Source organism: Paenibacillus sp. sgz302164, from assembly GCF_056120505.1.
The window spans coordinates 311,103-327,317 of the sequence record NZ_JBVYOL010000005.1 but is presented as its reverse complement, the minus strand read 5'-3'; the positions used below and the strand labels follow the sequence as shown (position 1 = coordinate 327,317).

The 16,215-nt window shown below is 50.5% G+C and carries 9 protein-coding genes; 8 read left to right on the top strand and 1 reads right to left on the bottom strand.

Annotated features, from left to right (window positions below):
- Nucleotides 1-48: 48 nt before the first annotated feature.
- Entirely contained in the window at nt 49-3,408 is a 3,360-nt protein-coding gene (locus AC0LWT_RS10935; RefSeq protein WP_474681273.1) for a DUF5107 domain-containing protein, read from the top strand.
- Here the strand turns inward: AC0LWT_RS10935 and AC0LWT_RS10930 are convergent.
- Nucleotides 3,392-4,282 (bottom strand): hypothetical protein, encoded by an 891-nt coding sequence (locus tag AC0LWT_RS10930; RefSeq protein WP_474681272.1) that lies wholly within the window; start codon nt 4,280-4,282, stop codon nt 3,392-3,394. The two genes, AC0LWT_RS10935 and AC0LWT_RS10930, sit on opposite strands and share 17 nt — an antisense overlap.
- 893 nt (nt 4,283-5,175) lie before the next feature.
- On the opposite strand from AC0LWT_RS10930, the gene AC0LWT_RS10925 reads away from it, so the two are divergent.
- From AC0LWT_RS10925 to AC0LWT_RS10895, 7 genes are all read left to right on the top strand, one after another.
- Complete coding sequence (locus AC0LWT_RS10925) at nt 5,176-7,425, top strand: AraC family transcriptional regulator (protein ID WP_474681271.1); 2,250 nt, start codon at nt 5,176-5,178, stop codon at nt 7,423-7,425.
- Between the two features lie 176 nt (nt 7,426-7,601).
- Nucleotides 7,602-9,188 carry an extracellular solute-binding protein gene (locus AC0LWT_RS10920; RefSeq protein ID WP_474681270.1) on the top strand — a complete coding sequence of 529 codons (1,587 nt, stop codon included), beginning with the start codon at nt 7,602-7,604 and terminating at the stop codon, nt 9,186-9,188.
- Nucleotides 9,189-9,282: 94 nt separating this feature from the next.
- The gene (locus AC0LWT_RS10915; protein ID WP_474681269.1) at nt 9,283-10,188 is read left to right on the top strand and encodes an ABC transporter permease; all 906 of its coding nucleotides are present in this window, start codon (nt 9,283-9,285) and stop codon (nt 10,186-10,188) included.
- A 15-nt stretch (nt 10,189-10,203) separates the two neighbouring features.
- Nucleotides 10,204-11,082, top strand: a complete 879-nt coding sequence (locus tag AC0LWT_RS10910) for a carbohydrate ABC transporter permease (protein WP_474681268.1) — start codon at nt 10,204-10,206, stop codon at nt 11,080-11,082.
- A 44-nt stretch (nt 11,083-11,126) separates the two neighbouring features.
- A complete protein-coding gene (locus AC0LWT_RS10905) occupies nt 11,127-11,918 on the top strand; it encodes a Nif3-like dinuclear metal center hexameric protein (protein ID WP_474681267.1) in 792 nt (263 codons plus the stop codon).
- 59 nt (nt 11,919-11,977) lie between these two features.
- Complete coding sequence (locus tag AC0LWT_RS10900) at nt 11,978-15,403, top strand: glycoside hydrolase family 2 TIM barrel-domain containing protein (protein ID WP_474681266.1); 3,426 nt, start codon at nt 11,978-11,980, stop codon at nt 15,401-15,403.
- Nucleotides 15,404-15,453: 50 nt separating this feature from the next.
- Nucleotides 15,454-16,137 carry an MOSC domain-containing protein gene (locus AC0LWT_RS10895; protein ID WP_474681265.1) on the top strand — a complete coding sequence of 228 codons (684 nt, stop codon included), beginning with the start codon at nt 15,454-15,456 and terminating at the stop codon, nt 16,135-16,137.
- Nucleotides 16,138-16,215 lie beyond the last annotated feature (78 nt).

The following is a 16,215-nucleotide window of genomic DNA, read 5'->3' as shown; positions in this document are numbered from 1 at the left end:
GAAGGCGGCTGCCGTACACATATACGATCAATTGAAGGAGGGTTTATTTTGACGCTATACGCACAACCTGAGCAATCGTTCCAAGGGGTCCGAATATGGGAAGAGGATGTCGTCATCCCGACTTACGGCGTCGGAGAGCCTGACCGCAATCCGATGTTTCTGGAAAAGCGGGTTTATCAGGGAAGCTCCGGAAAAGTTTATCCGCACCCGGTCATTGACCGGATTGAAGATGAGAAACGGCCCCAAAGCTACCGCATGGCCATTTTGGAGAATGAGTATGTTCGTATTGAGATTATGCCCGAACTGGGCGGGCGCATTTACCGGGCGCTGGACAAGACCAATCAATACGACTTTGTCTATTACAACCGGGTCATCAAGCCTGCCTTAGTCGGATTGGCCGGACCCTGGATTTCAGGCGGGATCGAATTCAATTGGCCGCAGCACCACCGTCCGAATACGTACGGTCCGGTCGAGTACAAGCTTGAGGAGAACAAGAACGGCAGCGCAACGGTGTGGGTAAGCGAAATCGACCGCATGTACGGCACGAAAATGACGGCCGGCTTTACCCTGTATCCGGGCAAGGCATATCTGGAAATATCGGCCCGTCTGTACAACCGGACAGCGGAGCCGCAAACTTTCCTCTGGTGGGCCAACCCTGCGGTGGCGGTTAACGATCATACGCAGTCCGTTTTTCCACCCGATGTTACCGCTGTATTCGATCACGGCAAACGTGACGTATCCCGATTTCCGATTGCTACGGGCACGTATTACAAAATGGATTATTCCGCAGGCGTCGATATTTCCCGCTATCGCAATATTCCGGTGCCGACCTCCTATATGGCTTACAAGTCCGATTATAACTTTGTAGGCGGGTACGATCACGGCGTTCGGGCCGGTCTCCTGCATGTGGCCAATCATCACGTATCTCCGGGCAAAAAGCAGTGGACCTGGGGCAATGGCGAGTTCGGCCAAGCCTGGGACCGCAATCTGACGGACGAAGACGGTCCGTATATTGAACTGATGACCGGCGTCTTCACGGACAATCAGCCCGATTTCACCTGGCTTGCGCCTTACGAGGAGAAATCGTTCACCCAATATTTTATGCCTTACAAGAACATCGGTGTTGTCAAAAACGCGACCATTGAAGCGGCAGTCAATCTGGAGGTCGACGACCGGACGCGCAAAGCGCTCGCTCAGGCCTATGCGACTTCGCTCTACGAAGGAGCGGTCATTGAGCTGAAAGGGAAGCGGCGGTCCTACTTCAAAGAAACGGCGGCGCTATCCCCGTTATCCACCTTTGAATTGGCTGTTCCCCTGGAGGATGACGACCAAGCGCATGAGTTAACCATTACTGTTCATAGCGCCGATGGACGGCTGTTGGTTTCCTACCGGCCCGCAGCGCCGTCCATCGAAGAAGTGCCGGAAGCCGCCAAACCTTTGCCGGAGCCGCATGAACTGCGCACGAATGAACAGCTTTACCTGGCAGGTCTGCATCTTGAGCAGTACCGTCACGCGACGTTCGAGCCGGAAGCTTACTATTTGGAAGGCTTGAAGCGGGATGAGAGCGATATTCGGATCAATATCGCATACGGCACGCTGCTGCTGCGGCGAGGGCAGTTTTCCCAGGCCGAAAAGCATTTTCGCACGGCAGTAAAATCGCTGAACTGGCGCAACGCGAATCCGTATGACGGCGAGGCTTACTACCAGCTTGGCCTGTCGCTAAAGCTGCAGGGGCGAAACCGCGAGGCGTTTGCCGCTTTGTACAAGGCGACGTGGTCGGGAGCCTGGCAGGACGCCGGCTTCTTTACGCTCGCCCAGATTGCCGCATCCCAGGGGGGGATCGAGGAGGCTTTCGAGCTTGTCGGCAAGTCTCTGGTCCGAAACGCCCATAATTTCAAGGCACGCCATCTCAAGGCGGCGCTGCTGCGGAGACGGGGATGCCGGACAGAAGCTGCCGATTTTGCGAGAGAAACGCTGCAGATCGATATCGCCGACTTCGGCGCCGGAAACGAGCTTATGCTGGCGTTGCAAGAAGCCGGGGATGAGGCCGGGTCGTTGGAGGCCGGCGAGGAATTGCGGCGTTTGCTGCGCGGCAGTGCGCACAATTATTTGAACTTGGCGTCCGATTATGCGTTCGCCGGGCTGTTGAAAGAAGCGATTGAGGTGCTGAACCGAATCGCGCCGAGCGCCTCGGCAGCAGCCTATCCGACGGTTCACTACGCGCTTGCCTATTTGCACGAGCTTTCCGGCCATCCGGAGTTGGCTTCGCAGCATCGGGCGGCCGGGCAGACGGCGGCGCCGGGCCTTTGCTTTCCCAACACGCTGTTCGAGCTGCTGGCGCTGGAAAGCGCGGTTTCCGCCAATGCTGCGGATGACAAGGCGAACTATTATTTGGGGAACTGGTACTACGACAAGAAACGGCATTACGATGCCGTCCGGGCTTGGAAGGCCTCGCGCGAAGCTAACGGCGCTTTCGCGACCGTTCACCGCAATTTGGCGCTCGCGTTTTATAACAAGCTGGGCGATTCGGAACGCGCCCTGCAATCGCTGGAGCGCGCATTTGCCCTCGGGCAGGACGATGCCCGCGTATTCTACGAGCTGGATCAGCTTTATAAGAGGCTGGGCCATCCGGCTGAGACGCGTTTATGTGCCCTCCAGGCGCATATGCCGCTTGTTGAGAAACGCGACGATTTGTATGTTGAGTATGTAACGCTTCTCAACCAATTAGGGCGGCACCGGGAAGCTCTGCAGGCGCTGGACGTTCGGAACTTCCACCCGTGGGAGGGAGGCGAAGGCAAGGTCACCGGCCAGCATGTGCTGGGACATGTGGAAGCCGCTAAGCAGAACTTGGCGGAGGGTCGGTTTGCGGAAGCGCTTGACCGTTTGCAAACGGCGCTTGTGTATCCGGATAACCTGGGCGAAGGCAAGCTGGAGGGCGCGCAGGAGAATCATGTGTACTACTTCATGGGGCTTGCTCTCGAGGGCATGTCTAAGACGGCCGAAGCGGAAGCGTGCTTCCGCCGAGCGTCTCAGGGCTTGGAGGAACCGACGAGCGCGATGTATTACAACGATCAGCCGCCGGAGATGATTTTTTATCAGGGACTCGCCTGGAACAAGCTGGGCATAGAAAAGGAAGCGAAGCGCAGGTTCAACAAGCTGATCGACTATGCGGAAAAGCATCTGCATGATGACGTGAAATTTGACTATTTCGCGGTTTCTTTGCCGGATTTCCTAGTGTTCGAGGACGATTTGGACAAGCGCAACACAATTCATTGCCGATTTATGAGAGGCCTCGGCCTGCTTGGTCTCGGCAAAATGGAAGAAGCGAAAGCGGAGCTGGAAACGGTTCTGGCGATGGATGTCAATCATGGCGGAGCGCGGATACACAGGGCTATGACGAAGTCATGACCTGTTGTAACTGCTTGTCATGAGACGGCCTATTGCAGTCCCTTTTGCGCTTTTCTGTATGATTTTTCGCATACAAAGTCATTTTTACCGCTGTAGGCACGATTCTGTTCGATTTTTCATACCTATTTCTCGATTTTACGAAATCAGTGCAATTTCTGTATGAAATTTCGAACAGATTTCCACGATTCGCAAGTGGCAGCGGTTGGCAGATGGGCTCATAAGCTTTCCTGAACCCCAGTCGAGAACCTGAGGGGTTCGTATACAAGAAAACCGGGACTCTAATGGGGTCCCGGTTTTTGGCAAGCGAAGACTCGAGGAACATCGGCGGCCCGGCGTCATGAAGGAGGTATTCGCACAATTTTCCGGCGCTATCAGGACGTTTGTGCACGACATGGCCATGTGGTCGACCGACCGCCGTCATGCAGCGCAACACCGCGCGCTGGGAACTGCGCGCGCGGTGCGGTTGTACCGGCTGGCGTCGGCACAGCGGCTCTTTCCTGATGCCGCCTCTCCGCCGCCTCTCCGCCGCCTCTCCGGCGCTGCACGGCGGGTGGCCATGAGGCCGCTTGCCAGGCCGGTCCGGGAGAAAGCCTGCGAAAGTCAGGCTGTCGAGCCACAAAGCGCCTGGCTGCGCGAAGAAAACCTGCAAAAGTACATCTTTTTGCACCTGAAAGCGCTTGCTGGGAAAAATTCCTGCAAATCTGCAGTTTTTTTCGCTCATATTCAAGCTCAACCCCATCGGGAGCGGAAATTCCTGCACAATTGCAGGCTTTTCCTCCAAACGAACCGTTTCCAGCGCAAAAACCTGCACTTTTGCAGGTTTTCTCTCTACCAAGCTGCTTCCCACCCAGTTGCGCAGTTCCACGACCTGCACCGGGAGAGGCGCCGCTGGGAAAGTGGCTGTCCCCCTAAGCCTAACAAAGTGTCGCGACTTTCTCGGGCAGCCTGCACAATTGCAGGTTTTCTCCCTACCAAGCTGCTTCCCTCCCAATTGCGCAGTTCCACGACCTGCACCGGGAGAGGCGCCGCTGGGAAAGTGGCTGTCCCCCTAAGCCTAACAAAGTGTCGCGACTTTCTCGGGCAGCCTGCACAATTGCAGGTTTTCTCCCTACCAAGCTGCTTCCCTCCCAATTGCGCAGTTCCACGACCTGCACCGGGAGAGGCGCCGCTGGGAAAAGTGGCTGTCCCCCTAGGCCTAACAAAGTGTCGCGACTTTCTCGGGCAGCCTGCACGTTTGCATGCGTCTCAACGAGCAAAACCTGCACTTTATACGAAAATAGAACGCAGTAGTCCTGATTATTTTCATTCTGTGGGGTGACGTCCACGACGTCATGGGGGTTTTCGCAGGCTTTCTCCGCGCAACCAGGCAGCCAGGCAGCCGGGCGGCCAGGCTCTGCGCGCGAGCTTCTCAACTGCCTGACTTTCGCCGATTTTCCGTGCACGGCTGTGCTGATATGGGCAAGTTTTTACAAAGTCTGCGAATGGCCGGTGATGTTGGCGATGTCGGGCATCCATGTTCCCGGGGGGAATTCGTCAGTCACCCGCAGGGTGATTTTTTTTGATGCAGGATGATCTATTTGCGGCAAAAAGGTCCCGTGCAACTCCTCTTGTTTGCAATTTGCCGATCGGATTTCATATTGTAGATTCCGTTTGTTGCGAAATTGTCGATCCAATTCCAAAATGGTTTCATTGAATCGACCGCATGATCCGATATAATGAAATACAAAATGGTTCTAAGCTGTGTGTTTATTATGAGGAGCGTCGGATATGCGGACCTTTTTAAAATTCAGCAATAGTGTAGCGTTTAAGTGGATCATTTCCTACGCTGTGATTATGATTATTCCTCTGATCGTCAGTGCGGTCGTCTATTTGCAAACGAAACAAATTGTCGAATATGAAATTCGCCGGGCCAGCAATGCGATGCTGAATCAAGTTAAATTTATTGTTGATAATGAGCTGAAACAAACGGAGAAGCTGGCCGCTCAGCTCTCGATTCATCCGGATATCAAAAAATATCTGGAGCTCGATGACGATGCGGAGCCTGAGCATGCTTTTCAAATCTACAAAACCGGACAGGAACTCAGCAAATACAAATCCATTAACGATTTCATTAACGGAATTTACATTTATTCGGTCAAGCTGGATAAGGTGTTGACGAACGAAACGTATGCGGAAGCCAAGTTGTTCTACGATGTGAACCACCGGTCCCCGCAATTGACCTATGACAATTGGCTGGCTGGCGTAAGGGAACCTGACCGCAAGAAATACCGGTTGATGCCGGTCAACGAGTCGGACAAGCCGGGAGAAACGGTCGTCTTTATGGAAGCGTTAACGAATAAAGCCGAGAGAAGGCAAGACGGGACGTTAATGATGCCGATCAACAGAAACAATATACAGCATTTGCTGGAGAACGTGGATTGGGTGAACAGGGGCAGAATTTTTATTATCGATCAAAATGATGAAATTTTGTTCCAGAACCGCAATGGCGAAACCGTGCCGAAAACGTATTTTCAATCTTTGCGCAGCTCCGACAGCATGGTTACGTTTGTGGACTCGGATACTACGGCATGGCGGTATGTAAGCGTATTTCCTTCCGATGTATTCTGGGAGCGTGCCAGAGAAATCCGCAACCTGAACCTGTTGGGGCTGTTGATTTGCTGTCTTATCGGAGCCGGAGTGATTTCCTATTTTGCCCGGAAAAATTATGGTCCCGTCCGCGAGCTGGTCCATGTATTTTCACGCTTCAAGAAGGTGAGCGAGGGGGACGGTAAGGACGAGTATGCCTTTATCCGCGAGAGCGTGCTGGCGACTTTGCGGGAGCGGGACGATATGAACAATCAGCAGTACCAGCAAGTTCGAGTGCTTCAGGGCTACTATTTGTCGCGACTGTTAAAGGGGCATGCGGAAGAATCGCTGTCCATAGAAGAAGCGGCGGGAATTTACCGTCTGCAATGGACGTCGGCGCAGTTTTCCGTACTGTTGTTTCATATGGAGTTGGGCCAAGTTGGCAAGAGAATGTCATTGGAATTGTCGCATTTTATTGTCTCCAATATTGTGATGGATCTGATTCGGCCCCGGCACGGCATCCATTTTGCGGATTTGGACGGTATGTTGGGAGCCATTGTGAATGTGAATCCGGAGCATGCAGGATGTTGGAAAGAGGATGTCGAGGCAGCGCTCTCGGAGGCGCTTGAGTTCATCGAGCAGCGTTACCGTCTGTCCTTCGTTGTCGCAGGGAGCGAATTGCAAAACGGGCTCAAAGGAATCCATCAAGGTTTCCTTCAGGCGCTTGAAGCTCGGGAATACAGCTTGCTGCTTCATGAGGACGGGGTTATCTGGTACGGGGATATTAAACAAGAGGACACGGATTATTATTATTCCATGAATGATGAGATCATCTTGATCAATGTGATCAAGAGCGGTGATGTGCACAAAGCGATCGAGCTGATGGACGATCTGATCGAGGGTATATTTAGCCATCAATCTTCAATTGAAATGATCAAATGCGCTATGATTGACTTGGCCAGTACGATGATGAAGACCATTCCTTTGGATACGCGCAAATCGGCCATGTGGGAAGAGCGGCGTCCGGTCAAGCGTCTGCTGGGCTGCTCCACTCGCGCCGAATTCAGGCAGGAGCTTCTGGAGATCGTATCTCTAGTCTGTGAGCGTGCCCATGCAAAAATGTCCCAAATGAGCAATATGGGCATAGGCAGTCAGGTGGAAGAGTACGTGAAAGCCAGCTTCTCCGATGACAATCTAAGCGTCTCCATGATCGGGGCGCACTTCGGCATCACTCCCCAATATGTGTCCAAAGTATTTAAGGCGCATGCCGGTCAAGGGCTGCATGACTATATTAGCCAGGTCAGAATCAGTAAGGCGAAGCTGCTGCTGGATGAAGGGGCCTCGATCGACGAGACGGCGCTTAAGGTCGGATTTACCAGCAGCAGCGCCTTTATCCGGGTGTTCAAAAAGTATGAGGGCATAACGCCGGGCCGATATAAAAGTTTGCCATGATCAGCAAAAACCGGCATTAACCAAAAAGACGATAGAAGTCAAATTGACAATCGTCTTTTTTTGCATTTCGTCAACCGAGTTGCGAAATTGAACATTGCCGGCATCGGGCGCTTGGATTACATTGAGAAAGCGGTTAATCAAGGCACAAATCAAATGATCAGGGGGATTGGCTCATCATGAAATCAATAAGCAAAGGCAAGCTCCTTAGTTCCGCAGCTCTCATTGCAAGTTTCGCGCTGATGGCGGCGGGATGCACCGGAGGCCAAAGCAATGAAGGGGCGCCGGCGGCAAATACGAGCGGCAAGAACGCAAACTTTACGTATCCGATGCAGGGAAATATCGAACTAACTTATATGACGGAATCGCTTGGCGGCATCCCCGAGAAAGTACAGATTGATGAAGAATACCAAAAGCGTACCGGAATCGCCATTAAGCATCTAGGCGGCACACCGATGAAAGACCAAAAGTTCAGCCTGCTGCTGGCAGCCGGGGAGCTGCCGGACATATTCCTGAATACTTGGCTTCAATATCCGGGGGGACCGGAGAAGGCGGTGGAGCAAGGTTATATTTTGAAGCTTAACGATTACATCGATCAATACGCGCCCAACCTGAAGAAAGCGCTGCAGGATAATCCGGAGATCGATAAAATGATCAAAACGGATAACGGCACGTATTATGCATTCCCGTTTATTCGTTCGGAAGCCGGTCGCGTGTACGGCGGGCCCATTATCCGCAAAGATTGGCTGGATGAGCTGGGGCTGGGTGTTCCTGAAACGATCGATGAGTGGTATACCGTGCTGAAGGCGTTTAAGGAGAAAAAGAACGCTGCGGCGCCGGTTACTTTCCGTACCATGTTCTTGGGAGAGCGTACCGGAGGCTTTGCGGGCGCCTATGGAGTGATGGGCAACTACTATGTCAAGAATGGCAAAGTCGTCTACGGCTACTTGGAACCGGAATATAAGGAATATCTTCGAACGATGAATAAGTGGTATAAGGAAGGCTTGATCGATAAAGATTTTGCATCGATCGATGCGGCGACGGTCGACAAGAAAATGACGTCCCAGGTGAGCGGAGCGACGTTCGGTTGGCAGTTTTATATCGAAAAGTACAATTCGACCGCGCAAGCCGCCGACCCGAAGGCAAACTATGTCGCCGCGCCGTATCCGACACTCGTAAAGGGCACCAAGCCGGAATTCGGCCAGCTTGATAATGCGTATGCGGGCACAAGCTCCGCAGCGATCTCGGCGAAAACCAAAAACATTGAAGCAGCGATGCGCTGGCTGGATTATGCTTACTCCAAGGAAGGCAGCATGCTGAATACGTTCGGCATCGAGGGCACTACATACGAGATGAAGGACGGAAAGCCTGTATATACGGATCTGGTCGTTAAAAATCCGAAAGGACTCGGCAGCGACCAAGTCATGATGCAGTACGCTCATGGCACGAACTTCCCGATGATCCAGAAGGATAACAACCTGCCGACGAAGTACAAGCAGACGACCGATGCGATTGATATCTGGAAAAATACGAATCACGCGAGCCATTTGCTGCCGCCGGTGACGCCGACTGCGGCGGAATCGGATGAAATGGCCAGCATCATGAACGATATTAATGCGCTGGTGAAAGAGGCGGAGCTGAAAATTATTTTGGGCGCCGAGCCGGTCGACAACTATGATAAATACGTTCAGCAAATGAAGAGTTTGGGTATCGAACGCGCGCTGAAGATTCAACAGGATGCGTATGAAAGATATTTAAAGCGGTAATGAAAGCCGAGGCTGGGGTCCGCCGCTCGCTAGACGCAAGCAGCGGTCCTTTGTTCTGAGCGGATTTGGGACTGTGCAAAAGGAAGGTGGAGCAATGACCAGCTTATTAAGGAAAGATTTCATACGCAACAAGTGGCTGTACGTCATGATGATCCCTGTCATCGTCTACTACATTGCCTTTCATTATGCGCCGATGTATGGCGCGATCATCGCCTTTAAGCAGTTTGTGCCCGCCAAGGGGATACTTGGAAGCGAGTGGGTGGGCTTTAAGCATTTTAAAGAATTCTTTTCCAGCATTTATTTTTTTCGTGTGATCAAAAATACGATCTTGCTCAGCATGAGCAATCTGCTTTTCGGATTTCCGGCGCCTATTATTCTTGCTTTGCTGTTGAATGAATTAAAGAGTCCGCTGTTCCGCCGCATTACGCAAACGATTACGTACATGCCGCATTTCATTACGCTGGTAGTGGTCGCCGGCATTATCCGGTATTTTACCCTGTCGGATGGTTTGATCAATGATGTGATCGCCTTCTTTGGAGGGGAGCGGGCATCGTTCCTGCAGCAGCCGGAGTCGTTCCGGTCCATCTATGTGATCAGTGAGATCTGGCAGCAGATAGGCTGGGGAACGATCATCTATCTCGCCGCGATATCCGGCATTGATCAGCAGCAGTATGAAGCCGCCAAGATCGACGGCGCCACGAAGTTCCGCCAAATCTGGCATATTACGCTGCCGGGCATCCTGCCTACCGTCATGATCATGCTCATTCTGGCGCTGGGCAACTTGATGAACGTCGGCTTTGAGAAGATCATTCTTTTATACAGCGCAAGCATTTACGAAACCGCGGATGTCATTTCCACTTTCGTGTACCGCAAGGGGATTTTGGAATTTAACTATGGATACAGCACTGCGGTAGGGTTATTCAATTCCGTGATCAATTTCATCATTCTTCTGATGGCCAATCAGTTCAGCAAGCGGGTCAGTCAGAACAGTTTATGGTAAGGAGGGGGACCCGCGATGAACCGACCGACATTCGGAGAACGGATATTTGATGCAGCCAACTGTTTAATTATGGTAATATTGATTTTAGCGACATTATACCCTTTGCTGTATATTTTGTTCTCGTCTTTAAGCGATGGCAGCAGGCTGATCTCGTTCGACGGCATTTTGCTCTGGCCGCAAGGATTTTCGCTGGATGGCTACAAAGCCGTTTTTAGCAATGCCACCTTTCTTCAAGCTTTTAAAAATACGTTCTTCGTCCTGTTCGTTGGCGTGGCGATCAATCTGACATTAACGTCGCTCGGCGCTTATTTTCTTTCGAGGGACGATGTGTTATTAAGCAGGCCCATTATGTTCTTCATCGTATTCACGATGTTTTTTCAGGGCGGACTTATTCCTTTCTATTTGATCGTGAAGTCCTACGGACTTACGAATACGTTATGGGCGTTAATTCTTCCGTCAGCCATCAGTACTTTTAATTTAATCATTATGCGAACGTATTTTCTGGCTATTCCCAAGGAACTTGAAGAATCGGCCTTCTTGGATGGAGCGGGGCATTTCACCATTTTGTTTCGCATTTTCATCCCTCTATCCATGCCTGTAATAGCCGTTATGATTTTGTACTATGGGGTAGGGCATTGGAACAGCTGGTTCAACGCGATGATCTTCCTGCGCGATCAACATTTATTTCCCGTTCAATTGGTGGTCAGGAACATTTTATTGGAGAACGACAATGCGAATATGATCGGGACGACAACACTGATGCAGAGTCAGAGCGTTGCCGAGACGCTCAAGTATGCGGCGATTATCGTTACGACGGCTCCGATCTTATTGTTGTATCCGTTTCTGCAAAAATACTTTGTGAAAGGAGTCATGGTCGGTGCATTGAAAGGCTGATGTGCCTGGAAGCGGCACGGACATGAATGACTTGAGGGCAGACGATGAGTGTAAAAATAAAAACGGTTATCGACGCGTTAATAGCTCCGGTCGGCAAGCTTGAGCAAACCGTCGATACGCTGAAGTTCGGCCATCCCGACACAGAGGTGACGGGGATTGTGACCGCCTTCATGCCTACGCAATTGGTCATCGAGCAAGCGATACGGCGGGGAGCGAATTTGATTATTGCTCACGAAGGGCCGTTCTTCTCGCATCATGATAGCGCAGCTCATAAGGAAGACCCGGTGTACGAGGAGAAAAGGAAGATTTTGGAATCCTCGGGCATCGCGCTATTCCGGTTCCACGATTACTGGCATCGCTATACGCCGGATGGTGTCATGGAGGGCTTGATTCAGGCGCTCGATTGGACCCCGTACATTCGGAAGCATGATGCTGCGGCCTCCGTTCTGCATATTCCCGCAGATACGGCAGGCGCAATCGCGGAATATGTGAAGAAAAAGCTAGGAATTGCTTTTGTAAGAACGCAAGGCGACCTCGGGATGAATTGTTCGAGGATCGGCTTGCTTGCGGGATACCGAGGCGGAGGTCAGCATACGCTTCCTTTATTTTACAAAGAGTCTCTGGATCTTATTTTATACGGGGAAGGGCCGGAATGGGAAACGCCCGAGTATGTGAGGGATGCGGTCTATCAAGGAAGACGCAAGGCGTTGATCGTCCTCGGTCATGCTGAAAGTGAAGAGCCGGGGATGAAGCTTCTGGCCGACAAGCTGACAAGCATGTATCCGGATATTCCCGTTCACTATATCAAAGAACGTCCTATTTTCCAGATTGTGTAAGGTGGGGGAAATCGAGTGAGTCTAATAATGGGAATGGTGGGAGAGGACGGCAGCAGGTTATGAATAAGAAAATACTTTTTAACGATGGATGGGAATTTGCAAAAAGCGGCTTGGAAGCGACGGATTGTGCCGGTCTAACGTTCGAGCCCATCGATATTCCCCATGATTGGCTTATCTATGATACGCTTAATCTTTATGAAAACAGTATTGGCTGGTATCGCAAGACATTTATTTGCGCCAAAGAAGATAGGCAGCTTTTGCTATGCTTTGACGGTGTTTATATGGATTCTTCCGTCTATGTGAACGGGTGGTTTGCAGGAGAATGGAAATACGGGTACTCCTCATTCGAACATGACATCACAGCTGCCGTCGTCGAAGGGGCGAATGAAATTATCGTAAAAGTCGTGCACCAAAGCCCGAGCAGCAGATGGTATTCGGGGGCGGGCATCTACCGCAATGTATGGCTCAAAACAAGAGATAACAATCATATTGCAACGGATGGCGTTTACATAACGACGAAAAAGACGGACGACGGCTGGCAGGTCGAAGTCGATACCGAAATGTGCGTGCATGAAGCTGTGCAAATTTCGCACACAATCCTGTACAAGGATCAAATGATTGCTGCCGTATCAGAGAAGGTCGATGCAGGAAACGATATTCGAACAATGAGCCGACTAAGTCTGTTTGTTGAGAATCCTTTGCTATGGAGCACGGATGAACCCAATCTCTATCGGCTGATTACCAGATTAGAGCTGACAGCATCGAATAGTGAAATTGAAAACATATCCCACAATATCGGGTTTCGAAGCATTGAGATGTCCCCCAGCCAAGGACTTCATCTGAACGGTAAAAAGATGAAGCTGAACGGAGTTTGCGAACATCACGATTTAGGTGCCTTAGGGACGGCGTTTAACAAAACGGCGATGAAAAGAAGGCTTGATATTTTGAAAGAAATGGGTGTCAACGCCATACGGACGACCCATAATATGCCGGCCCCGGAATTGATGGATTTGACGGATGAGATGGGAATACTTGTCGTCTCGGAAGCTTTTGATATATGGGAAAGACCTAAAACCAAGTTTGACTACTCAAGATTTTTTAAGGACTGGGCTTCTGCCGATGTGAAGAGCTGGGTGATGCGGGACCGGAATCATCCGAGCCTGCTGATGTGGAGTATTGGAAATGAGATTTACGATACTTATGCGGATGAGAGAGGGCAAGAAATAACCAGGATGCTAATGGACGAGGTCGGGATTTATGACCCGAAAGGGAACGCGAGGGTCACGATCGGCTCGAATTATATGCCTTGGGAAAATGCTCAAAAATGCGCTGATATCGTTAAAGTTGCAGGATACAATTATGCGGAAAAATATTATCATAAGCATCATGAGGAGCATGAAGACTGGATTATTTATGGCAGTGAGACATCATCTGTCGTGCAAAGCCGCGGCATCTATCGTTTCCCGTTCGAAAGATCCATTCTTGCCGATGACGACGAACAATGCTCCGCACTTGGAAATAGTCCGACGAGCTGGGGGGCCAAATCGGCGGAAGCATGCATTATCGCAGAAAGGGATACGCCGTTCTCTCTTGGTCAATTTATTTGGACCGGATTTGATTATATCGGTGAACCGACTCCGTATCATACGAAGAACTCCTATTTTGGACAGATCGATACGGCTACATTTAAGAAAGATTCCTATTACATCTATCAGGCGGCATGGACGGATTATAAGACTAAGCCGATGGTGCATATTTTTCCGTATTGGGATTTTAATGACGGCCAGATGATTGACGTTCGCGTCTGCTCGAATGCGCCCAGAATCGAATTGCAGCTGAATGGCGTTCGGGTAGGAACGCATGATATCGATCATCAACACGGTACGCAGCTTGTCGGCTGGTGGAAGATTCCTTATCAAGACGGCGAATTAACTGCAATAGCCTATGATGAAGCTGGCCGTATTCTTGCTGCCGACAGCCAAAAATCGTTTGGCGATGCGAAGAAGATCCGTTTGGCCGCGGATAAAGAACGGCTTCTGGCCGATGGCACAGATCTTATTTTCGTAGAAATTACAATGGAAGATGAGAACGGGCATACCGTAGAAAATGCGAATAATCAAGTGCATGTTGAAGTGACTGGGGCAGGCCGGCTGCTTGGTTTGGACAACGGGGACAGTACGGATTACGATCCGTATAAAGGATTGAGCAGAAGGTTGTTCAGCGGTAAGTTGATGGCTATTATCGGATCGACGCTTACGCCCGGAAACATTCAGATCAAAGTATCTTCGGCAGGAATGAACAGCCGGACAGCGGAATTCGAGTCTCTCCCGGTTGAGGCTCGGACAGTTGCGGGTATTTCCGCGAATACCCGGAATCATGAGCTGCCGTGCGTCATGGGCATGGGAAGCGGCGAAGAAATACCGGTTCGCAAGATTGAAATCATTAGCGATTCCGGGCAAAGGTTCGATGAAACGGCCAAAGAAATGAAGGTAAGGGCAAAACTGCACCCCGCTGACACCACTTATCAGGAAGTCGAGTGGAGCGTGGTAGATGCTGCAGGGATTGTGTCCAATATCGCAAAGGTGGATGCGGCCGGCTGCGAAGCAAAGGTCACCGCGCTGGGGGACGGCGAGTTCCGTCTTCGCTGTACAAGCAGAAATGGCAGCGACAAGATCAGGATCATATCGCAATTGGAATTTACGGTTGTCGGGCTGGGCACAGCTTACCTCGATCCTTATGGTTTTATATCCGCAGGCCTTTACGATTACAGTAAGGGGGATGTCGGCAACGGGAATGAAAGAGGTGTAGCCACCAGCAGGGAGGGCGAAACTCAAGTCGGCTTTCATCAAATAGACTTCGGCCCCTATGGTTCCGACACGATCACCATCCCCATTTTTGCTTTAACGAGCGAAGAGTACCCCCTGCAAATTTGGGAAGGAATGCCGGGGGAGGATGGAAGCTCACTCTTGGCGGATGTCGTCTACCAAAAACCAACGAAGTGGAATACGTATCAAGAAGAAACCTATCATCTGTCCAAGAGACTTCGCGGCATTTCTTCGATTTGCTTCGTCCTTCGTCAGAAGGTGCATATTAAAGGATTTTCCTTCCGGCAAGGGAGCAGAGCCTTCGAGCTTAATCACGCGGCGGAATGCGACCGCATTTATGGGGATACATTTGAAATTACAGGAACAAGTGTAGAGGGGATAGGCAACAACGTTTCCCTGGAATTTGAACATTTCGATTTTACCAGTGATGGCGCAACAAGGCTTGTTGTGTTCGGCAAATCGGCTATCGATAAAAATACGATTCATATCCGCTTCGCGAACCATGAAGGTGAAAGCAACCGGATTGTTGATTTTACTCAGTCCGACGGGTATGAAGAGCAAGTTTTCGACTTGGAAAAGATTACAGGCGTTCAAAAAGTAACTTTTATTTTCCTGCCGGGATCCAATTTCGATTTTGGCTGGTTCCGTTTTGAGAAATAAGGCTGATAATGGTTCTTGAATCCACAGATGGAAAGGCGCGGTGATCTCCAATGAGTCATGTCGAAATACTTTCGATCAATATAGGTAAACCCCAACAGATAAGCTTTAATCATAAAGAAATTTCAACCGGAATATTCAAACGGCCTGCGAACAGATCCCTATTTTTATCGAGTCTGAATTTCGAGGGGGACGGGCAAGCGGATCTGGTTCATCATGGCGGCAAGGAGAAGGCCGTATGCGTCTATCCTTACGAACACTATCCGTATTGGGAGAAGGAATTAAAAAGAACTTTGGAATACGGCGCATTCGGAGAAAATTTAACGATCCGGGGATTGCTCGAAGCGGACGTCTGCATCGGCGATATATTTGAGCTGGGCGAATCGATCGTGCAGGTCAGTCAACCACGGCAGCCTTGTTATAAATTGTCCGTAACATACAACTTGCCCGATATGCCGCTAAAAGTGCAGGAAACCGGTTATACAGGCTTTTATTTTCGCGTTTTGCAAGAAGGAGTCGTACCCGCATCCGCCTGTTTAAGAAGAATTGCCCGCCATCCCAAAGCAATAACGGTTTCCTATGCGAACCGTATCATGCATCGTGAGAAAGATCATATCGCAGGTATTAGAAAAATTCTCGAAGTGGAAGAGCTGTCGGTAAACTGGAGAGCAACGTTTTTAAAACGTTTGGAAGGGAATGAAGCGGATTCCCGGGAACGATTAACCGGTAATAAATGAACAGCCGCTTCATTTATTTTCCTCCCTAAAAACGTCAAATATCGCACAGAAGCAAACAATATTAGAACATCAACCAAG

What these genes read in the sequence shown, in the direction of transcription:
- AC0LWT_RS10895 (WP_474681265.1), top strand. Translation starts at nt 15,454, where the DNA reads ATGAGTCATGTCGAAATACTTTCGATCAATATAGGTAAACCCCAACAG.
- AC0LWT_RS10910 (WP_474681268.1), top strand. Translation starts at nt 10,204, where the DNA reads ATGAACCGACCGACATTCGGAGAACGGATATTTGATGCAGCCAACTGT.
- AC0LWT_RS10920 (WP_474681270.1), top strand. Translation starts at nt 7,602, where the DNA reads ATGAAATCAATAAGCAAAGGCAAGCTCCTTAGTTCCGCAGCTCTCATT.
- AC0LWT_RS10900 (WP_474681266.1), top strand. Translation starts at nt 11,978, where the DNA reads ATGAATAAGAAAATACTTTTTAACGATGGATGGGAATTTGCAAAAAGC.
- AC0LWT_RS10915 (WP_474681269.1), top strand. Translation starts at nt 9,283, where the DNA reads ATGACCAGCTTATTAAGGAAAGATTTCATACGCAACAAGTGGCTGTAC.
- AC0LWT_RS10905 (WP_474681267.1), top strand. Translation starts at nt 11,127, where the DNA reads ATGAGTGTAAAAATAAAAACGGTTATCGACGCGTTAATAGCTCCGGTC.
- AC0LWT_RS10925 (WP_474681271.1), top strand. Translation starts at nt 5,176, where the DNA reads ATGCGGACCTTTTTAAAATTCAGCAATAGTGTAGCGTTTAAGTGGATC.